This window comes from Wolbachia endosymbiont of Folsomia candida, assembly GCF_001931755.2.
GTDB lineage: Bacteria > Pseudomonadota > Alphaproteobacteria > Rickettsiales > Anaplasmataceae > Wolbachia.
The window spans coordinates 442257-463974 of sequence record NZ_CP015510.2 but is presented as its reverse complement, the minus strand read 5'-3'; the positions used below and the strand labels follow the sequence as shown (position 1 = coordinate 463974).

The 21718-nt window shown below is 34.3% G+C and carries 12 protein-coding genes; 8 read left to right on the top strand and 4 right to left on the bottom strand.

What is annotated here, in order from left to right:
- Positions 1–49 precede the first annotated feature (49 nt).
- Together ASM33_RS02120 and ASM33_RS02115 are read right to left on the bottom strand one after the other, a co-directional pair.
- Positions 50–5377: a hypothetical protein gene (locus ASM33_RS02120; protein WP_110409256.1), complete on the bottom strand. Its 5328-nt coding sequence runs from the start codon at positions 5375–5377 to the stop codon at positions 50–52.
- Between the two features lie 143 nt (positions 5378–5520).
- Positions 5521–6777 carry a hypothetical protein gene (locus tag ASM33_RS02115; protein ID WP_110409257.1) on the bottom strand — a complete coding sequence of 419 codons (1257 nt, stop codon included), beginning with the start codon at positions 6775–6777 and terminating at the stop codon, positions 5521–5523.
- A gap of 167 nt (positions 6778–6944) precedes the next feature.
- Between ASM33_RS02115 and ASM33_RS02110 the strand changes: the two genes are divergently transcribed.
- From ASM33_RS02110 to ASM33_RS02105, 3 genes are read left to right on the top strand one after another with little or no spacing between them, the layout of a single operon-like run.
- Positions 6945–8429 (top strand): UbiD family decarboxylase, encoded by a 1485-nt coding sequence (locus ASM33_RS02110; protein ID WP_110409258.1) that lies wholly within the window; start codon positions 6945–6947, stop codon positions 8427–8429.
- Positions 8413–8583 carry a hypothetical protein gene (locus ASM33_RS08310; protein WP_157956361.1) on the top strand — a complete coding sequence of 57 codons (171 nt, stop codon included), beginning with the start codon at positions 8413–8415 and terminating at the stop codon, positions 8581–8583. The genes ASM33_RS02110 and ASM33_RS08310 overlap by 17 nt, the downstream gene beginning before the upstream one ends.
- A 49-nt stretch (positions 8584–8632) precedes the next feature.
- Entirely contained in the window at positions 8633–9226 is a 594-nt protein-coding gene (locus ASM33_RS02105; RefSeq protein ID WP_110409259.1) for a hypothetical protein, read from the top strand.
- Positions 9227–9260: 34 nt separating this feature from the next.
- Here the strand turns inward: ASM33_RS02105 and gshA are convergent, their stop codons facing one another.
- Entirely contained in the window at positions 9261–10418 is a 1158-nt protein-coding gene (gshA, locus tag ASM33_RS02100; protein ID WP_110409260.1) for a glutamate--cysteine ligase, read from the bottom strand.
- Positions 10419–10534: 116 nt separating this feature from the next.
- Here gshA and hslV point away from each other — a divergent pair, with 116 nt between their 5' ends.
- The 3 genes from hslV to ASM33_RS02085 all read left to right on the top strand — a co-directional run bounded on the left by hslV (position 10535) and on the right by ASM33_RS02085 (position 15196).
- The gene (hslV, locus tag ASM33_RS02095) at positions 10535–11083 is read left to right on the top strand and encodes an ATP-dependent protease subunit HslV (protein WP_110409261.1); all 549 of its coding nucleotides are present in this window, start codon (positions 10535–10537) and stop codon (positions 11081–11083) included.
- 7 nt (positions 11084–11090) lie between these two features.
- Entirely contained in the window at positions 11091–12590 is a 1500-nt protein-coding gene (gene hslU / locus ASM33_RS02090) for an ATP-dependent protease ATPase subunit HslU (RefSeq protein WP_110409262.1), read from the top strand.
- 263 nt (positions 12591–12853) lie between these two features.
- Positions 12854–15196, top strand: coding sequence for an AAA family ATPase (locus ASM33_RS02085; RefSeq protein WP_110409263.1), 2343 nt, complete (start codon positions 12854–12856; stop codon positions 15194–15196).
- 289 nt (positions 15197–15485) lie between these two features.
- On the opposite strand, the gene ASM33_RS02080 is transcribed toward ASM33_RS02085, so the two are convergent.
- Positions 15486–19073 carry a hypothetical protein gene (locus ASM33_RS02080; protein ID WP_110409264.1) on the bottom strand — a complete coding sequence of 1196 codons (3588 nt, stop codon included), beginning with the start codon at positions 19071–19073 and terminating at the stop codon, positions 15486–15488.
- A 420-nt stretch (positions 19074–19493) separates the two neighbouring features.
- Here ASM33_RS02080 and ASM33_RS02075 point away from each other — a divergent pair, with 420 nt between their 5' ends.
- Together ASM33_RS02075 and fumC are read left to right on the top strand one after the other, a co-directional pair.
- Positions 19494–20135 (top strand): hypothetical protein, encoded by a 642-nt coding sequence (locus ASM33_RS02075; RefSeq protein ID WP_157956360.1) that lies wholly within the window; start codon positions 19494–19496, stop codon positions 20133–20135.
- A 182-nt stretch (positions 20136–20317) separates the two neighbouring features.
- Positions 20318–21706 carry a class II fumarate hydratase gene (fumC, locus tag ASM33_RS02070; RefSeq protein ID WP_110409266.1) on the top strand — a complete coding sequence of 463 codons (1389 nt, stop codon included), beginning with the start codon at positions 20318–20320 and terminating at the stop codon, positions 21704–21706.
- Positions 21707–21718: the final 12 nt, after the last annotated feature.

Sequence of the window (21718 nt, the reverse complement as noted above, 5' to 3'; positions counted from 1 at the left end):
ATCACTATACCTTCAATCTCTGTCAGCTTTTAAGCTTGAAGTGCTATATTTAACAACATGAAATGCAGAGTCCTTCTCCACGCCACTGCTCAGCAACCATATCGTTCACTATAGTTGATAGCTTACGTATAGGAAGTACTTTTTGAATAGAATTCGAAAATTCAATACCTGGCGAAACAATATCTCCAATAGTTGAAGGTTTTACACCTTGTAACATTGCTCCAACTTTGCTAGAAACCAATACAACCTTTTCTTGTTGTGATGGACCACTTTCTACCAAACGCTTTGTTGAAGCGGAGCGACTTAATATTTCTTTTATTGGAGTCACGACACATTCCAAAATCTCTGATCTTGCTGTTAGCTCTTGCTCATTTTCTAATTTTTCAATCTCTGATTCTGCTTTTATTATCGAAGCATTACTTTGTAATGTTAACCCTGCAGACTCTCTAGATACTTTTTTTGAAGGCTGATCAAGTTCAGGAAGGTTATCATTAGCAATACCTTTAAAAAAATCACATTTTTCATCCCTATAATGTGATCGCATAACTTCAGCAACTATTTCTCTTATTGCCTTAGTATAGATCATGACTTCAACAACATCAGTTAAATTATGTTCCTCTTTTTTAACTAGAGTATTATATACTCCGAGAATTTGCTCTACTCTCGGTTCATTATTTGTACCAGGATAAAGTATATTCAATATTTTAAGCAACATGTTGCCATCATCGTCAACTTTATGATTATACAGCGGCATTACAATATTACTGAATAACTCAGGAAAAATTGGACTTTTTACACAAGAATTCATATGTTTTTCATAGTCTGAGTAATTTGAGTTTTTAAGTTTTTCATAATAATCCTTCTCCATCACTTGGATAAATTTTGGAGCTACAATGTCTATCCATGCTGCTTTTGCCAGATCATAATTTTTAGTAATACTTTTATACACTAACACTTCATTAACTATATTGTCATAATATTTTTTATGCTCTGTACTGCCTTCTTTATCAGGCGATACTTTTTCCAACTCATCTTTTTCCTTTTTTAGTTTTGCTTTTTTCTTTTCAAGTTCTTCAAGCCTTGTTTTCTCTGCTTGAAGCGCTTCAAGGTCACCTTTTATTGTTTTTAATAGAGTTTGGCCATTTGCTGTTTTAATTTGATTGTTCTTAATTGTGTCCTCTAATGTTTTAACATTTGTATTCAACCCGTTTACAATAACTCCGATTCTTATTTTAGTCTCCTCCGGTTCAGGTTTATTCAATGCATCAATTCCTGCTTTTAGTGTTTCAGCTGGAGTTGGTGCAGAATGACTGATGCTGGCAGGACTCTTTGATGCGCTAGCATTATCAATGCAGCCGTCAATTTTTACTTTCAGTTCTTCAAATCCTTTGATTTTTCTTTTCAGTGCTTGAAGGTCATCTAAATTCTTTTTATCTTCTCCTTCATCAATCGTTTTCAGCTCTTGTGTTTTCTCTGCAAGGAGTTTTGCATTATAGACTTTTTGTTTTTCGATTATTTTTTCTTTTACTTCTGGATCTATTTCTTCCGCTTTTACATTTTCCTCCTTTTTCATCACTCCTATAAACTTTTGATTCTTTTGAGAATTCATTTTTGTTTCAAGTTCTGTTTCTAGTTTTACTTTTTCTGTTTCTAGTTTTTTCTTTTGCTCTTCTTGTTTTTTCTTTTGTCTTGCAAGGGTTCCCGGTGCTACTTCTTTCTCACCTTTTATTCCTATTTCTACTTCAAATTCTAATTTCTCTTGCTCTACTTTTTCCTTTTCTTGATTCAGAACCTTTGCTTCTTCTACAAGCTTTATTTTTTCTCTTTCAAGCTTTGTTTTGAATATTAAACGTATTATTGAGCGCACAAATTTAACAAAAAGTCTCCATATGAACCACCCTTCAACCTCTAACTTTTTGTCAGTTTCTTCTTGATCTTTGCTATTTTGATCAATTTTATCTGTAAACTTATTCATTTTAGATTTAATGTGATTCATAACAGCACGATCTTCGCTGCTGATTCGATTTTCATCTACGATGCCACCTTCACCTCTGATTCGACGTTCAATTCTATCTATTTCAGATTGAATGCCCCTGATATTGTGCTCAATACTCAGATTACCTACTGCAACACCTTCTTTTTTAAGCTGCTTTTCTACACTAGAAGTTACATGTTCTAAAACTTTGGCAAAATAATCTTGCGCTTCTTTAGCATTGTGGTGTTTATTATTATATACTATTTCAAATGAAGAGATCACATTCTCAATAACTTTTACTGCTAAATCATCAATTTCTGCAAATTTCTCATTCTTTTTTATCTTGCCTGATACCTCAGCTTGAATGAGTTTGTCTATGACCTCTAAAATTTCATTCCCAAGCTCTTCTGGAGATCTTTTATTAAATTCCTCCATAGCTTTATTGAAATCAGTTATATACTCCTCTTTTAGCATTAATTCAGGGCTAAATTTAAGTGGTACACTTGAGTAACAGAAGTAATGTGAAGTGTGTGTACGATCAAAGCATCTATTTCTTATGCTTTGAATAGATTGTCGTGGATCATCAATGAATTTTGAATTTTTATCAACAAATACCACAACATGGTCCAAACCAACCGCACTAAACCCATGTATTCTAGTTTGTCTATCTTTAACTTGACCTATGTGATAGTCTTCATCAACACAGTTACCATAAAGACCCATGCGTACAAACGCGTCATCATCTTTACTATTTCCTTTTCCGTATCTATTTTTATCTGAAAATGTTCTCAGTTGAGCTAATGGGTATTTTGTCTCATCTGAAAATTCATGTTTGATCTTTTGAAAATTTGTAACTAATTTGTCTTCTGCAGTTTTTACGGCTTGCTTCAATTGCACATACTCAGAAGTACTTTCTTTGTCATTAATTTGCTTTTTTAAGTTGCATAGTTTAGTTTCAAGATCTTCTAACTTACTATTATCCACTTCACTACCACAAGCATAATGAAGTTTGTCGTCCATCCAGAAATATCCAGAAGGTTTATTTTTAATCATTTTCTCAAGTTCACTTGCAAATGATTTTATATGCTTATCGTAATATTTATTTCTCTCCTGTTCTTCTTTTTTCAACTCTTTATATAACTGATTACATTCTTTTTCTATTGCAGTTATATTGCCATCTGTGTTATTAGCATCTTTTATTTCATAAGTGTTTTTTAAATCTTGAAAGATACTAGTATTCTTTTTTAATTGAAAAAGCTCCAAAATCTTATTTTCATCATCCGGAACATTATTCAACGGCATCAGAGTGTGAAGTTTTTTATCTTGGTTCCAGTTTCTTACTAACCTTGTAAATAGATCCTTGTCTTTATTTTCATTTAAAATATCAATTACAGACTGCATTTGCTCTACAATTTCATTCCTTAATGCATCGCTTTCAACGCCCTTTACGTATTGATATAAATTATAATTCTTGCTCTCTAATGCTTCTCTAACTTTTTTAGCTAACGTTCCTGGATTTGGAAATCTTGCTTTATTCAGTTCGATTATTGAGAGCCCAGTTAAACAACAAAGTGTATTGTCAATTAGTCTATGCATAACACGGAATGCAGAGTAATCATGAATTTTGCTTTTATAATCTAAATTGTCATCAACAACTTTCTCTATTACTGCTTTGTTATGCTGTCCATATGTTGCAATCAGATGCGCTATTATTTTACTACGCTTTTCTTCTACTATGCTACTATGATTTCCACTGGTGCTTTTACCTGTAAATATATCATAAGTAACTTCCTCTTTTAGTTTGTCTTTTAGTTCACGGATTTCAGTTGAAAAAAGCGCCGATTTACCAATTGCACTTTCAACATTATTAAATATATATGTTTCTATTTCTTCTCTTAATTCTTTGCCAGTTAATGCCTCACCATTTAGGTTTGTTTTCGGTGGATAATAAAAAGGGTCATCCTTACCATCCTCACCATTCTTTAATTTTTTAGTTTTAAAAGTTACAGATTTTGCAAGTGTTTCAGTATGACTGTAAACGTGATTTCCTTCTTCCGTACCATAAACGTTCAATGCTAGATTTCCAAAAGCACTAGATTTCATTTTCTCCATTAAAGAAAGGGTTTTTAGTAATCCACCACATTCTTTTACACTGTCATAGGTCTTTTGTGAAGGAGTAGCACTTAAGAAAAGTGTCTTACAGAGTATAGATACGAGTCCCATACAGCCTTTGTATAGCTCTTCAAATACTATTCTATGTTCTTCATCAAAAGTTGCGAATACAGATTTTTTAACATCAAGTGTAAATTCTTGATTATTAATTTTAACTTTACCGTCTTTATTAATTTCATATGCCTCATCACCAAATTGGATCTTATCTGCAAGAATTACAAAATCCTTACCATCTACATTTATTTTCCCATTCTTTATTTCGAATTTTTTATCTCCAATTTTTAGAGCATCTATAATACCAGGAAGTTCTTCAAGACCTATTGCCTTTAGAAACTGATTCCAATTGTTTATTAGACCTTGGGTAGTTAATATAGAGCATCCCTTCTCATCACTTATTGTATTTAACTCAACGTCATTAATATCACCATCAGACAAGAATAGTTTCCAATCGTCACGCTTCTGTTTTATAAGACTTTCATTAGGAGCTATAGACAAATAACGTGTACCAATTAATCGAGCTGGTAGATATTCTAGAATCAGTTCTATAAATGTTTTTCCAGTTCCTGTAGCAAGTGCGAACTCTTTAGTTGGATTGCTATTTTCAGTTTTATCTAAGTGATCTATTGTTTCTTTAATATATGACAAATGCTGCGTGAATATTGAAATTTTGCCAGGTCCGCCTATTGTTGTATTTTTTCCGTCATCTATACCTTTGATTGTTACACTAAATCCATTATTACCATTCTGATCTTTGCTCATTGTTAATTCATGCTGCCCACAAATAGTAAGTAGATCTGCAGTGGTATATTCTCCTGTATTCTGTATAGCTATTTCAGTACTGTTTTCATTGCTATTTTCATTAAGCTTAACACTATATACATCATCACCTTTCCTTGTTAGGGTTACATTAACTTTTATTTCACCTATTGTTATTTCTCCATTTATTTCATCTACACTTTCTTTGCCTTTTATGAAAGCTTCTATCTGATCTTTAACATCTTTAATTTGAGAAGTGTTACTATTTAACTCAGTTGATAGCAAAACACCCAAGTAAGTCTTTTTTAGACCTTCTATATACTTCGCTTTCGCATCATCGTTAAACATCGTGAATACTTGTGCAGATGAGTTTTCCGTGTCAGGTTTTGTTGCTCTGTGTGAAGATTCTCTTGGTTTTGTTGGCTTTTGTCCAAATTCGCTTGCTTTTTTGGATATTACGCGTGCTTCTACCATATTGTCTACCTTGATTAATACAATGTTAATTTTTCTTAATAATATATTAAGCAGTATATCTGTCAATAATTATTATTAACATATTAGTATTAATATAAAGATTATAAAGAGCTATGCGACAAAACAATCCAGAATTTGGTTATTCATAGCCTATAGGTTTTTTCCGTTCCCGTGTTCGTCTCCTTTCCCTTTGCATCTCTTTCTTTTTGAATTCTTTGAGCATGATCACCAGCATCTTTCTGCTTTGCTTTAGAAACCTTTGAGTCAATATCCATATCTATTGTCTCTATCAAAGTTTTAATTGTACGTATAAATTCCTCTTTTGTTAATTTAGGATTATTTACTGTTTCTTGTATTTTCATTGATTTATCGTCGTTGATAAGCTTAAAATATTTTAAATCATCTACTGCCCTTAATAAATATTCCTTACTGCCTTCATATTTTCCATCAATACTGCCTTCATATACTCCACTAATCTCAACGCCCTCAGCTAGAGTTTGTAAATATACTTTAATACTTTTTGGAGATTCAGGTGTAATCTTTACTCGTCGTAATTCTCCAGTTGATTGATTTACTATGCCTTTTTTTTGCCTTTGCTCTTCAAATTCTTTTAAAGCTTCAAATAATTTTTGTGCTGTTGTTACAGGAGGAGGTGGTGCAACTCTTACTGGTTGCAGTTCTACAACTGGTTTACTTACTATGCTTTTTGGCGGTTTTGGAGCTTGACCCTTTTCAATGCTTTTTACCATCGTTTCTAACTTAGAAACCTCTCTTTTAAATTCAATCAAATTATTTTTTATATTTTCGCTTAATTCTTGAACTTTTTCTCCTTTGCCAAAGTCTTTAATCTTAACGTCATTTTCACTGATTTTCTTTTCTCCGATTGCGATTTTCTTATTATTAAGTGTTCTTCTTGTATCTATATATTTTTTTTCCCCTTTTCCCTTTCTTTCTAATTTATCTAAAGCTCGATTTTCCTGCTTTAATTTACCTACTTCTTCTCTAAGACTTGATTGTTTTTGTGGCATATTCACCATATTAAAAGGTAGATCAGTTGATGCTTTTAGACTGCTACTGAACTCTTTACCAATAGTTTGAACAGCATTTATTTGTTCTTTTAATGCATCAATGCTTGCTTTACTATGTTTACCTTCTATTTCCATTATTTCTACTGTTTCTGAGAGTTTTGTAAACCTTTCTATTAGGTTACTAATTTCTGTTTTTTGCGATGTACCACGCGTGGCACGCTCTGAGGGGCGATTGCCTGCAATGATACCTGCTACTGAATTGTTAAGTTTGTGAGCTTTCTTAGCTTGTTTATTATACTCCTCATTTTTCTCAGTAATATCTTTATTACCTTGCTTTTTTTTACTAAAAATTCTAAATGGATTCCATATCATAATTATAACTCATTTAAGTTCAATGATAGTAGTATGATATTAATATATTAATTTTTGGTTTACTTAATTAACAAATTTACTTGTGAATTTTATAACTATAAGAATATGAGAAGTGTATGAAAAAAGTTAAAAATCTTGTATAAAATTAAAATTTCTAAAATAAAAACATGTACAACGATTTACGCGATTTCATTAAAGCTCTAGAAGAAAAAAAAGACCTAATTAGAGTTAAGGAGGAAGTATCGACTACACTGGAAATGACAGAAATTCACCGCAGAGTTTTGTCAAATCAAGGACCAGCTATCATTTTTGAAAATGTTGTTACTGAAAATGGCAAAAATCCTATGCCAGTTCTAGTGAATTTGTTTGGCACTATTGATAGGATAGCTTTAGGGCTCAATATAAAGCAAAGTGAACTTAGAGACCTTGGTAAGCTTCTAGCGTTTTTAAAATCCCCTGAACCACCAAAAAATTTTAAGGACGCAATAAAAATGTTTCCTCTACTCAAAGTAGTGTTGTCAATGCGAAGCAAAATTGTAAAGAAAGCCCCATGCCAGGAGGTGATATTAAAGGGAGATGCAGTAGATTTGAGCATTCTTCCCATTCAAACATGCTGGCCGAACGAACCTGCACCACTTATCACATGGCCGATTGTAGTAACTAAAGGGCCAACTGATAATAAACAAGATAATTTCAATCTTGGAATATATCGTATGCAGGTCATAGATAAAAAAACGACACTGATGCGTTGGCTTGCACACAGAGGCGGTGCAACTCACCATAAGCGTTGGAAGGAAGAAGGCAGAGATATGAAATTTCCTGCGGCTGTTGTGATTGGCATTGACCCCGCAACAATTATTGCTGCTGTAACTCCAGTGCCAGAAACATTATCAGAATATCAATTTGCTGGGCTGCTACGCAAAAAGCCTCTTGAACTTGTGAATTGTAAAACTGTGCCACTTCAGGTGCCAGCTCATGCAGAAATCGTTCTGGAAGGCTATGTAAGTCTCGAAAATTATCGCGATGAGGGACCATATGGCGACCACACTGGCTACTATAATTCTGTTGAACAATTTCCTGAGTTTAATATCACTGCAATTACTATGCGTAAAAATCCAATTTACCTTAGCACTTTCACTGGCAAACCACCGGATGAGCCATCGATTCTTGGTGAAGCATTAAATGAAATTTTCATACCAATTCTTATCAATCAATTTCCAGAAATAGTGGACTTTTATCTGCCCCCAGAAGGCTGCTCGTATAGAATAGCAGTAGTGTCGATAAAAAAATCTTATCCAGGACACGCAAAAAGAATTGTTATGGGCATACTTTCCTTTCTCAAACAGTTTTTATATACAAAATTTATTATAGTTGTTGATGATGACATAAATATACGTGATTGGAAGGAAGTGATGTGGGCAATATCGACAAGGATGGACCCTGTACGCGACACAATTACAATAGAAAACGCTCCTATTGATTATTTAGATTTTGCTTCCCCTGAAAGTGGACTTGGGAGTAAAATGGGCTTTGACGCAACAAATAAAATCCCACCTGAAACGAAACGAGAATGGGGAAAGAAAATTGAGATGAGTGAAGAAATAGTAAGAAAAGTAACAGAGAAGTGGAAGGAATATGGATTTTCAGATTAGACTTCTTTCGAAACTCGCTTGTGAGAGGCAAGTGCTAGGAACACGCGGAGCGGAAAACCGCAGTGTACTCAACATACATGAGGATTTGAGCACCGAAGTGACAACGCAATTTCCCACAGAAGTAGAGTCTAGAAAGAAGCCTATTGATTTATAAAAATATTATAATATAATAAATCCAAATTAATGCTTTAAGAGGTAAGGTAATGAGTGATGTATATGATGTCGTTGGTAGCTACAATGCTATCCACGATTTTTTTCAAAATAACGGTGTTGGAGATTATAAGATTCAATGCGATTACGGTGGTGTACCATATGCTACTGATGAAAACATACACGCCGGAGATAGGTTTTGGAGTAATGATTTTACAGACTCCCACTTTGGTAGAGAGATAAAAATGTATCCTCAAAGTGAGCTTTTAGCTCAAGCAAATACTGGAAATACGCTGCCAGTTTTAATATCACTAGATGATGATTCAATTAAAATAACAGAATATCATACAGAAACGAAATCTGTAAAAGTAGAAAAAAAATCAGATGATCTAGTATATGATGAACAAAATAACGTGAAGCACGATAAAACAAAATTCTCATATTATGACAACCAAGAGTATACAAAATGTTATAAAACAAGACTATCATACGATGATGTACATGTTTACAATAATGATAAAGTTTCAACCTTTAGCATTGGACGTGATGTGCCACAAAATCCAAGCTACAATTTAGACATAACATTTATAAAGATTAATGATAATCAACCAGGGTTTTGGCAAAAATTTAAAAACATGTTTTCATAAGGCATTGAGGGTAGCAGTGTTGAAATAAGAGCGATTAATGAAAAGCTTTTATTTCCACTGCTAATGCTAGCACTGCTAATTTGCTAACTATGTTCCAAAGTGCTAGAGGCTTCCCTACCACTATTTTACTCACGTCATAAAATTCGCATTCAGTGGAATTTAAGCTGGAATATACGTCTTTTCTGCTATTACATCGGTATAAGTAACACGTTGGTGTATTTCCTATATAGTATATTAACGGTTCTGCAGGACTGCTTTTAAATACATCAATCGTCGGTACACCCTCCTGTATAATAACACTGTTAATTTCTATTCCTTCCTTTATCTTTTTCATTTTGTTGCGCTTTTTTTTGTTGAGGTTTAATATTTCCTCCCCACTTGTTGCTGTTATAATACCCATACCATATGTTCCATTGCTTGCTTTGATAAAAACATAAGGCTGTGTTTTTATTTCATATTCTTCATATTTTTTGCGTATCAATGATAATGTATAGTCAACTTTGTCAGCCACTACTTTCAGTGATAAATCATCATTAAAATCAACTTCATTACAGCTTTCTGTAAGTGCAGAAATTAACCATGAATCCATTTTAAATTCGCTACAGAACTCTGATGCTAATTTCTCATAGATTTCAAAATATTTAAACTTCTGCCTGCTGTGCCATCCATATAATGGATTTGGTATTACGTCTTGTTTCACGTTTTTTAGCATGTCTGGTATATGACTTGTCATATCTCGGTTCAGTATAACAATGTCAGGTACAAACCCTGAAGTTGTCTTTAGCAGAGAGTTTTCTTTTATAACAGTTTCATATGGTTCTATTAAATTGTATGTTTCATTATGCAAGAGTCCTATTTTAGTTTCAAAACCAGCACCTTGTAGTATTTCCTCTATAGCAAATACGTTTTCTATATACATTTTATTTCGTGTATAATTTTCTGGTATTATAAGAGCTTTTTTGTATTGATGCTTTGCGGAGTAGCTTCTTACTAGTTCTGCTGCAGTTACTTTTGACTCTTTGCTTAAGTTATTAAACCCTGCTGGAAATAAATTGGCATCCACTGGAGCAATTTTATAGCCAGAGTTCCTGAGATCTATAGAACTATAAAACGGCAGCGTAAGGCCATTAAATTTTGCTTCAAACCAATTATTTATACTTATTTCCAACTTTGGATGAATTATATTTTGCATCTACACTTTAAATGTTATAAGAAACGTACTATATTATAGACTATAGCCAAGTATACTTGGCAAATCTGGTTAAAGATTTAAAGTATAATGAAATTCTTATTTAAAGTGATAAAAAAATGATTCACCGTGACAACAGCACAATATATGGCACTACTATACTATCAATCAGAAAGGGTAAAAGTGTAGTAGTTATAGGGGATGGGCAAGTTTCATTGGGACACACTGTTATGAAATCTTGTGCAAAAAAAGTCAGACGCCTTTCTGGTGATTCTGTAATTACCGGTTTTGCCGGAGCAACAGCTGATGCGTTTACTCTTTTTGAAAGATTAGAATCTAAGCTTGACAAGCACCCAGGACAATTAATGCGGGCATGCGTTGAACTTGCAAAAGATTGGAGAATGGATAAATACCTAAGAAAGTTAGAGGCTATGATGATTGTTGCGGATCAATCTATTTCCTTAGTAATCACAGGAACAGGTGATGTACTTGAACCTGAAGATGGCATAGCGGCCATTGGCTCTGGTGGAAACTTTGCACTATCGGCAGCAAAAGCTTTAATTGACGTTGAGGGAATATCAATAGAGGAAATAGCTAAAAAGGCTATGAAGATAGCGGCTGATATATGTGTTTATACAAACCATAATGTAATTATTGAAAAGATATAGGAGTAATATGTCTTCTGAACAAAAAATTTTATGTGCTAATTTTTCCAATGGTTGTTATGAACCTATGGCTCTTTTGGAAAAGCAATCTGATGATAGTGACACCTATAACAAACAAAATGATTGCAACGAAGACTCTGATAGTGGTTTTGATTCAGATGAAGATAGTGCTCAAGAGGGTTATAGTACACAAGTTTTATTAGATAATTTACCACCACAAAAGATAGTTAAAGAACTAGACAGATTCATAATTGGGCAAGATGATGCAAAACGTGCTGTTGCTATTGCACTTAGAAATCGCTGGCGTCGAAATCATGTTCCACTTCCATTACGTGATGAGATCATACCTAAAAATATACTGATGATAGGTCATACTGGAGTTGGCAAAACCGAAATAGCTCGCCGCTTAGCAAAACTTGCAGGTGCGCCATTTATAAAAATTGAAGCAACGAAGTTCACTGAGATAGGGTATGTTGGACGCGATGTTGATTCGATAATACGCGATTTAGTTGATGCAGCAATAGTTTTAGTCAAAGAGAAAGCCCGTAAAGCATTAACTAAAAAGGCTTTAAATTTGGCTGAGAAAATAATAGTCAATTCTATGGTTGGTGAAGATGCTACTGATGAAAGCAAAAAGATCTTTAGAGAAAGATTAAGAAACAAGGAATTTGAGGAAGGAGAAGTCTCCATTAATGTTAGAGAAAGCAAGGGTACTCTACCAACTTTTGATATACCTGGTATGCCAGGCGGGCAAGTTGGCGTCATGAACGTAACAGAAATAATGGGTAAAATGTTTAACGGCAGCAAAAAAACAAAAACTATTACGGTTAAGGTAAAAGAAGCGCGTGAGATATTAATTAATGAAGAAAGTGAAAGGTTGATGGATGAAGATAAGATCATCAAGGAAGCAATTGATCTTGTTAGCAATGATGGCATAGTATTTTTGGATGAAATAGATAAAATTGCAGCACGAACAGAGGTAAAAGGTGAAGTCAATAGAGAAGGAGTGCAACGTGATTTATTGCCACTACTTGAAGGAACAACTGTTTCGACTAAATACGGACCTGTAAAAACAGACTATATATTGTTTATTGCATCTGGTGCTTTTCATTTATCTAAACCATCTGATCTCTTACCAGAACTGCAAGGCAGGTTGCCAATCAGAGTAGAGCTTAAAGCTCTTACTCAAGAGGATTTGATAAGAATATTAAAGGAACCAGAATCTAGTTTATTAAAGCAGTATATAGCTTTAATGAAGACAGAAAATGTGACTCTTGAGTTCACTGATGATGGCATAGAAACAATAGCTGAAATAGCTTTCACTGTTAACAGAGAAGTGGAAAACATAGGTGCAAGAAGGCTTCATACTGTTATGGAAAAACTTTTGGATGAAATAAGTTTCATTGCTTCTGAAAAAAGTAGCGAAAAATTCGTTATAGACAGCAAGCACGTCAAAGATAAACTTGAATCAATTTCAAAGCAGTTAGATTTATCTAAATTTATATTGTAAGAAATTCATTTTTATAAAAAGCGGCACCTGGTCGAATGTTTTTTCAGTCAAATCAAAAATTTTAGACGTATTTCTTGCAGATTCGATAATACTGCTGAGGTTTTTATGGGATTTTTAACTTTGTTGGAGCTCTCATATGGCTTATCTGAAATTTTTTTCACATAGCCTAAATTCTTTAGGTAAAAATAAGCAACTCCATTCCAATTTTCTTAATAATTGTGTGCTATTTGTATATATAAGTTTCTACTTCAGGAGAATTTCAAGTGATTTCTAAAAACTTAGAGGCAAGTCTGAACAGAGCATTATTCATTGCTTCTAGTTTTAGTCTTAAATATGCAAAAGTAGAGCATTTGCTGCTTGCATTAACTAAAGATATTGATGTCAATTATGCTTTATCAAAATGTAATATCAGAGCTGATGAAATTATAAACGTAGATAATATTTTACTCAGATGTGATATCAATATTCATGATTATAGCAAAAATATAAAAGATTTTTTACAAAATAACTCTAAATTGGTTGTTAATGAGATCAAACCGAGCTCAATGTTTCAATGCATAGTACACAAAGCGATAATTCGTGCACATAATCTTGGAAAAAGAGAAATTAATGGAGCAAATATTCTAGTAGAAATTTTATCTGAACAGGACTCATGCATTGAAGATCTACTACAGAAACAAAATGTAAAAGACTGCAATTTAATTTACCATATATCTAATATTGGATGCTCTCATGATACAGATGAATATACGACTAACCGTAAATTAAAACCTGATAAAAACAATAGTGATATTTCTCCTTCAATAAACAAAAGTGACTTATTGAAAGATGAAGAAATTTTGCAAAGCTATTGTAAAAACCTGAATGATTATGCAAGAAATAAAAAAATAGATTATGTTATTGGCCGTGATTATGAGCTGGATCGCACTATAGAGATATTATTAAGACGTAGAAAAAATAACCCTTTATATGTTGGAGACCCTGGTGTTGGTAAAACAACAATAGTTGAGGGTTTAGTACTAAGAATAATTGAAGGTAGCGTTCCTAGTTTAAAGTCCAGTGTGATTTACGCGCTGGATCTAGGTTCACTTCTTGCAGGAACACGCTATAGAGGTGACTTTGAAGAGAGAATAAAATCTATAATAAAAGCAATTGAAGCAAAACCAGGCGCTATTCTTTTTATTGATGAAATACATACTATTATTGGAGCAGGCTCAACAAGCGGCAGCTTTCTTGATGCTGGTAATTTGCTTAAACCAGCACTTGCAAGAGGAACACTCCGCTGCATAGGTGCAACTACATATAGAGAATATAGCAGCAGTTTTGAAAAAGATAAGGCGCTGGCAAGGAGGTTTCAAAAAATTAATGTTAAAGAGTCTTCTGTTGATGAAACAATAAAAATATTGGGCGGTATAAAACACTACTATGAGGGATATCATGGTGTGTATTATACAAAACATGCTATCAAATCTGCAGCTGAACTTTCGCATAAGTATATTACTGGAAGGATTCTACCTGATAAAGCAGTTGATGTTATCGATGAAGCAGGAGCATATTGTAAATTACTAAAAAACAGGAGTAGAATTGTAAATAGTAGAGATATTAAGAACACCATTACTAGAATTACAGATGTACCTTGCGGATCTGAATTTGATGATATAAAAAAGGTGAGATTTCTAAAGGATAATCTCGAAAAAGTTATTTTTGGTCAAGGTCGTGCGATAGAATCTCTTGTAAATTCTATTAAAATTGCTAAATCTGGATTAAGAAACTACGATAAACCTCTAGCAAATTATCTTTTTGCAGGCCCAACTGGTGTTGGTAAAACTGAGCTTGCAAAACAATTAGCACAAAGCATGGGTATGAATTTTATACGCTTTGACATGTCTGAATACATGGAATCGCATACAATATCTAGAATGATTGGCTCTCCTCCTGGGTATGTAGGTTACGATCAAGGTGGATTGCTCACAGAATCTGTATCTAATAATCAATATAGCGTTGTACTACTTGATGAAATTGAGAAAGCCCATAGCGATATTTACAACATATTATTACAAATTATGGATTATGGCTGCGTGACAGATGCTTATGGACGCAAAGTTAATTTTTCTAACACTATTCTAATTATTACAACCAATGCTGGAGCGTTTGAGCGTAGCAAAAGCTCTATTGGTTTTGGACACAAAGATTTTCATACTAGCGATGGTGAGAAAGCTGTAGAACAAGTTTTTAGTCCTGAATTCCGTAATCGTCTTGATGCAATTATTTCATTTTCTGACTTGGATTCAGATGTAATTTTACATATTGTAGACAAATTTATCTTGGATCTAAAAAAACAGCTTGCGCAAAAAGGAATAAACTGCTTGATAGAGAATGAAGTGAAATCTTATCTTGCACAAGTAGGTTACAGCAAGGAGATGGGTGCACGTCCGATAGAAAGAACAATTGAAAAAGAAATAAAAGCCTACTTAGCTGAAGAAATACTAAATCGTAGGTTAATAAAAGGGAAAAAAATAAGAATTTATATGGATAAAGCAGAAAATAAAATTGCTTTTGATATGGAATTCGCTGCGAAAAGTAAAAAAGTATGTGAAAAATACTAGGTTCTGTGAATAGACCTACTGCATAACTGCCGTCTTAGTAAAAAATCAGCATCACTTCTAGTGTCATTCCAGCGCATGACGCTGGAATCTATCTATTTTTTCTGGATCCGAGTAGTCAGCTACTTCGATGACAGGTAATTGTGCAAGAGGTCTAACGAATAAAATTTGCAAGGTAAAAAAGGTGGCAGTTTAGCAAATTAACACAAATATATGCAATATCCTATGAAAGAATAAGAACGGTATAGTGCCTGTAATTGCAAGCACTATACTGTAAGAAGTCAATTAAACATTATCCTCTGCCTTTAGATTCTTCTTGTAGATTTATAGGAAGCACGCTTAACATACTTCCAGTAGCTTCCAATTTGCTTGTATTATCTGTTTTATCTTGTTCACTTACCGCATCATAAGCCATTTTACCTAATATTCCTACAGCTATCGCTGTTACTATCACTCCTATCACAGCTATAGCACATGCTGCTTCATATGGCAATCCAGCTATAAATGCACAACCAGCTATCACTGCACCAACAACACCCAAACTAAATGCAATCTTTCCTCTGTTTTCACTCCAGAAAGTTGGTGCTTTGGTGCTTTGATCTCCTAGATCGTCTGGTAGAGCGCTCGTATCATCTGAACTAGAACCACCAACAGTTGTTGATATACTAGGAATTGCCTGTGCTGCAGGAGAAACTGTAGCAACCACAGGTGTTAGGTTGGGTTGATCTTTCTTAGCTTGCTGAAAAAGAAACGATTGACCAGAAGCTGGTTCCGCTGCAGGAGAAGCTGGTACACCCACAGGTGGTTGGAAAGGTTGATTCTGTGCACTTCCAGGAGCTGGTTTCGCTACAGAAGGAACACTCTGATGAACTGGAGCTGCAAGTCTAGCATCATTAATAACTTTTTCAACCTTTGCTTTTACTTTTTCTTTTTCAGCAAGTTCTAACAAATTTGAACCTTTATTCTTAGCATTCAAAACTTCGTCAAGCATGTTGTGGCGTTGAGCAAATTCAAGAGTATTAACTAAAAATTTATCATTATTATTGCGCTTGATTTCCGAGATAGTATCACTTAACCAAGTGCCCTTCAGCAAATCATCCTTAAAAATCGGAATCTTATTCTCTTCACCAAACTTATAAAGTTTGTCAGCATTATCAAAGTTACTTGCTTTAACAGCTTCTTTAAATTCTTCTCGTAATTTGTTGTAAATGAAGCGCTGTACTTTTTGATAAGACTGAGAGAATTCTATGATTTTTTTTGCTACGCCATTGTTATTTCGCAGAATAGCGTCTAGTGCTTTATTTTCTAAAGCATCTGTAACTCTACCAATAGCACCTTCATCCTTGATATGATTAAAAATCGTTTTAGCAGCTTCCATATCACTTCGAATATGATCAGTCAGTAATGTATCATCATAGTCATTAATAATGCTAAGAACAGCTATTACATCTTTGACATCAGTACCTTTCAATATATCGCTGACAGTAACACCATTACACTGTGCTATTTTATCATATAATGCTTGTTGGTTGCTTTGTAACTTATTATACCCATCTGGTCGAGTAACAATTGGTGCACTAGGAGTTGCCTTTGCTCCAGAAGAAGCTTGCGCACCAACAGGTGGTGGACTACTGAATTGAGCCTGCCTAGCTTCCCAAGAAAATGGTTTTGCTTTTTCCATCTCTTCCTCAGTAATATACAAATGTTTTTGTATCATTGATTTTGTTTCCTTTTTGACGCTTTGTTCACTTAGAAAATTTAATATTGTTTTTACTTTGCAAAGCTTTCCAAAACTACCACTGTCTTGAGGCTTCATTTCCCGAACCTTTGCGATGAGATATGTTAATGTATTAGATGCTAATTGATCTATTCCTTCTATAACGTTTTTCTCTTTCATAATATTGGACCATGCCTTTATGGCTTCAATATTCAAGCTAAATGTAACGCTATCTGAAATGTGTTTACTATTAGCTGCGTTGTCTTGAGTACTCGACAAAATTTTGTTCAAAAATGTTTTGATACATTGTTGATTGTTACTATAGCGAGTTACAAACTGTACTGCTGTGTTCGCAAAGAAACCATCAATTTTAAACTCTGCAAAAAAATCAAAATCACTGCTTAATGCTTCATTTAGCTTCTGAGAGAATGCATTAATTAACCGACTCTGCTCTGCATCCTTAGCTCCATTGCTTTGCAAAACCAAATCACGTAATTCACCAAATATCTTTTGTTGTTGTGGATCTCTAGAAGAAAGTGTTCTGCGAGTTTTAGTATAAAACGCATCTATCTCTTCTCTTATATAATCGTTACTTTTCAATGGCTCCAATGATTGCACAACTCTCTCAAGATAAGAAACATTTTGAACATCATCCTTATCCATTACATCAAATGTATAGTGTACCGCCAAAATCACTTTTTGTGCTAGATCTTCTGTGCCTTGTGTATTATTGCTAGTAATATGTTCAATTACCTTCTCTACAAAATGACCATTTAGATTAAGTAAGTTTGTGCTATTATAAACTAGCTCATTTAATAAAATTACAGTATTTTCTGTTGTTAAGATTCCTTGATTAAATAAAACATCTATAACTTTAGCACTTGCTGATTTGTTTTCAATTATCGCTGTTAATACCTCTTGCCCTTCAGAACTATGGAAATTAAAATTTTCATTTTTTAATTTCATCAAGTGCCGTATTGCATTATCTTCGTCCTTTTTTTGTTGATCACCCATATCTCCTGTTACCTGAGCTTGTGTCTGCCCACTTTGTGAAAGCAGAATTGGTTCCGCACCACCTGTATTAACATGTGGTTGGGTCTGCTGTGTAAGTCCATTCTCATGAATTTTTCTGTTTATTATATTAATAGCTTCTGTATTGCGGTTAGCTTGGGCAAGCTGTAATGGAGTATAAGTTTTTATTCCATCAGTATTTTTTGTATAAATGAGCTCTAGATTCAAAATTTTTTGTAATAAACCAGGCTCATCAGAAGCAGCATCTAATATCTCAGTACAAAACTTTGTATCACTACAGAAAATAGCATGGTGTAATGCATATAGAGATCTTTCTTTGCGGCCGTCTACTATATGTAGGGATTGTGTAGTAAGAACTTGTTCTAAAATACCAAGCTGTTTACATTCTGCTAGAATTTCTTTGGTGGCTTGAATATTTTCATGGTTAATGGCAAGGGTTAATAAATCATGAGTTACTAACACATCTACAGTCTTATCAGGTATACTCTTATCTATACGACAGTATAAAAAATCCGCAGTAAGAATACCTTTTTTATCTTCGTCTTCTTCTATACCTTTTAATATATTATCAACACCTTCATTATCAACTATTTCCTTACTTAATCTCGTATAAAAAGCCACTTGTTCTTTTGTTAGTTTACTAAAATTTTCCATTAATTTGCTAGCAGTTAACACACTTCCCTCTCCTTGAGCTTGACCATGCCCATGCCCACTTTGTGTAGTAACAGTTGGTTCTACTTCTTGAAAAGGTGCTTCTGTACCCACAGGTGGTTTGTTCTGCTGATTTGAAGCTGTAAGTCCCACCTCACTCGCTCTTTGTTCAATTATTTTAATCATTTCGTTAGATTTATTATTTTGAAATTTCTCTCTAGCCCAATTAAGTACATTACTACCAGAAGGTGCTTTTTGTTCCAAGAAATCTCTCAAAATCTCTGCTTCTTTAGCTTTATCTAAAAGTTCTACAACAGCTTGTTTATTTTCTTTCATAACAGCAATCTGTAGTAAGGAAAATTTTAAAGAATCGGTTAGTAAAAAAGCTTCCTTTATATCTTCTGTGCTCTGACCTCTAAGTACGCTTTTAACATCACCATTATTTTCTATTGCTTTCTTTAAACTATCATAAGTGGACATATTTACTTCTCCATTAAAAACTGAATATAGTATAATTATTATACATTTTTGTAAATAAGTCAATTATATTGTTTGGTTGAATTATGTTAACTTTACAATGAAGTTAATACAAAATTAATAAACTCAGCGTCATGTGAGCAACTGCACAAACATTATAATATGCACAGTAAATGGTTTCATTTCAGTAATTATATGGTGTTATGCCAGTGTTTACTCTCTATCATCCCTGTAAAAGTCACCTTATTCAATGACAAAAATTGGCACTGGGATAATACAAGAAGTGCTACCTGCATTACATCCTAAAAATGAGTCAAGTGAAATTATTAAAAGATAAATGCACAATGGCACACCAGTTAACGCTAATTTAAGAATCAAGGATATACAATTTAATATATTAATTAGCTAACTATGGGGTTAAGAATGGCTACTCAACATCAAATTGAATATAGTTTTTTTGGTTCAGATCACTCAAACATAGAAATAGTACATAAAGAAACACATCAGGCGCTTAATTTAGCACAAACAGCAACAGATACAGCTTCAGCTGCATCGAAAACAGCTGATGCGGCACTTGGTACGGCTGATGCAGCATTAACGACAGCCGAAGCTGCATCGAAAACAGCTCAAGCAGCATCAGATACAGCTCAGACAGCGTTAAACACAGTTGATGCATTCGGTGCAAGACTAGGTACGCTTGAAGCAGCCCAAGGAGTATCAGATGGAACAGGTGTTGTAGGTGATGCTGCAGCACTGATAGGTGATGTTACAGAGACAATAGGGGATTCAGACAGAATTATGCTGGGTTGTACTATAGCCGCTGCTGTTGCAGTAACAGTGATGGTTGGTTTTATTGTGTTTTGCTTCTACCAGGGAATTAAACATGAAAAAGATGGAAAAGAAGGAGAAAGGAAATCTTCTTCTGCTGATCAAGATATGCAAAAGAAAAATCAAGAATTGAATGAATCTTTTGAATCAGATTTTCCAAGCAGTGATCTTTATATAGGATCACCTATAGAACACACATTCCATCAGCCACAACAAACGCGGATAAAGGCATGCTAAGTAAAACTAATTACGGTCTTTCCAGTGTCATTCTATATCTTGACACTGGAGCTATATATAAACATTATACTTAATAAATGATGCTAATTAGCAGCGAGTTTAAAAAGTAAAATGAGATTCCAGTATCACGTACTGGAATGACACTAAAAAGGAGGCTGGAATGATATCAAGAAGGAGGTACAGTGAGAATAGAATCAGATAGCTTAGGGGAAGTAAAAGTACCAAGTGAACATTATTGGGGAGCACAAACTCAGCGTTCTTTAGAGAATTTCAAAATCGGTACGGAGAAAATCCCAGAGCCTCTGATTAGAGCATTGGCGATGGTGAAGCTTGCATCAGCTAAAGTAAACATGAAACAGAGCAGCATAGATGAAAAAATAGGAAATGCAATCTGCATAGCCGCTAGGGAAGTAATAGATGGAAAATTGAGTGGTGAATTTCCACTTGTCTTGTGGCAGACCGGATCTGGAACACAGACCAATATGAACATGAATGAAGTAATTAGCAACCGGGCAATAGAGATTTTAGGCGGCAATTTGGGAAGCAAATCCCCAGTCCATCCAAATGATCATGTGAATTATGGCCAGTCATCCAATGACACTTTTCCAACTGCAATGCATATAGCAGCAGCAGAGCAGGTAAACCAATTACTTATTCCAAACATGCAAGAATTGCATAAAGCTCTGAGTGATAAGGTTCAGGAATTTAAGGAAATAATAAAAGTAGGACGTACTCATTTGCAAGACGCAACACCACTCACTTTAGGCCAGGAGTTTTCTGGCTATGCAGTTCAAATTAAAAAGGGAATAGAAAGGGTAAAGTCAACTTTGAGCGATGTATATGAGCTTGCGCAAGGTGGCACTGCAGTTGGAACGGGACTCAACACTAAAAAAGGTTTTGCAGAAGATTTTGCAAAACAAGTTGCAGAAATCACTGGGCTACCATTTACTTCAGCAGGTAACAAGTTTGAAGCTCTGGCGGCAAATGATGCACTCACTCAGCTAAGTGGAGCACTAAATACTGTGGCAGTGAGCTTAATGAAAATTGCAAATGACATAAGGCTACTTGGTTCTGGTCCAAGGTGTGGAATTGGTGAAATAATATTACCGGAAAACGAACCTGGTTCTTCAATTATGCCAGGAAAAATAAACCCAACTCAGTGTGAAGCAGTAACTATGGTATGCGCGCAGGTTATGGGAAATCACGTTGCTGTGACAATTGGCGGTTCAAATGGTCATTTTGAACTGAACGTATTTAAGCCAGTGATAATTTACAATGTTTTGCAGTCTATAAGACTCTTGGCTGATGCAAGTTTGAATTTCACAGAAAAATGCGTTGTTGGTATTAAAGCAAACAAAGAGAGAATAAAGGATTTATTGAATCAGTCGTTAATGCTAGTCACTATATTAAACACACACATAGGTTACGATAATTCAGCGAAAATAGCAAAACTTGCTTATAAAGAGAATATTACTCTCAAAAAAGCGGCAGTGAAGCTTCAGCTTCTTACTGAGGAAGAGTTTGAAAGAATAGTAAGACCAGAAGAAATGGTGAATATACCTCTTGCATAATCTGCTTTCTGA

Excerpts from the sequence above, each read along its gene's own strand:
- ASM33_RS02110 (WP_110409258.1), top strand. The coding sequence starts at position 6,945 with ATGTACAACGATTTACGCGATTTCATTAAAGCTCTAGAAGAAAAAAAA.
- ASM33_RS02120 (WP_110409256.1), bottom strand. The coding sequence starts at position 5,377 with ATGGTAGAAGCACGCGTAATATCCAAAAAAGCAAGCGAATTTGGACAA.
- gshA (WP_110409260.1), bottom strand. The coding sequence starts at position 10,418 with ATGCAAAATATAATTCATCCAAAGTTGGAAATAAGTATAAATAATTGG.
- ASM33_RS02080 (WP_110409264.1), bottom strand. The coding sequence starts at position 19,073 with ATGTCCACTTATGATAGTTTAAAGAAAGCAATAGAAAATAATGGTGAT.
- ASM33_RS02075 (WP_157956360.1), top strand. The coding sequence starts at position 19,494 with ATGGCTACTCAACATCAAATTGAATATAGTTTTTTTGGTTCAGATCAC.
- hslV (WP_110409261.1), top strand. The coding sequence starts at position 10,535 with ATGATTCACCGTGACAACAGCACAATATATGGCACTACTATACTATCA.
- ASM33_RS02115 (WP_110409257.1), bottom strand. The coding sequence starts at position 6,777 with ATGATATGGAATCCATTTAGAATTTTTAGTAAAAAAAAGCAAGGTAAT.
- hslU (WP_110409262.1), top strand. The coding sequence starts at position 11,091 with ATGTCTTCTGAACAAAAAATTTTATGTGCTAATTTTTCCAATGGTTGT.
- ASM33_RS02105 (WP_110409259.1), top strand. The coding sequence starts at position 8,633 with ATGAGTGATGTATATGATGTCGTTGGTAGCTACAATGCTATCCACGAT.
- ASM33_RS08310 (WP_157956361.1), top strand. The coding sequence starts at position 8,413 with ATGGATTTTCAGATTAGACTTCTTTCGAAACTCGCTTGTGAGAGGCAA.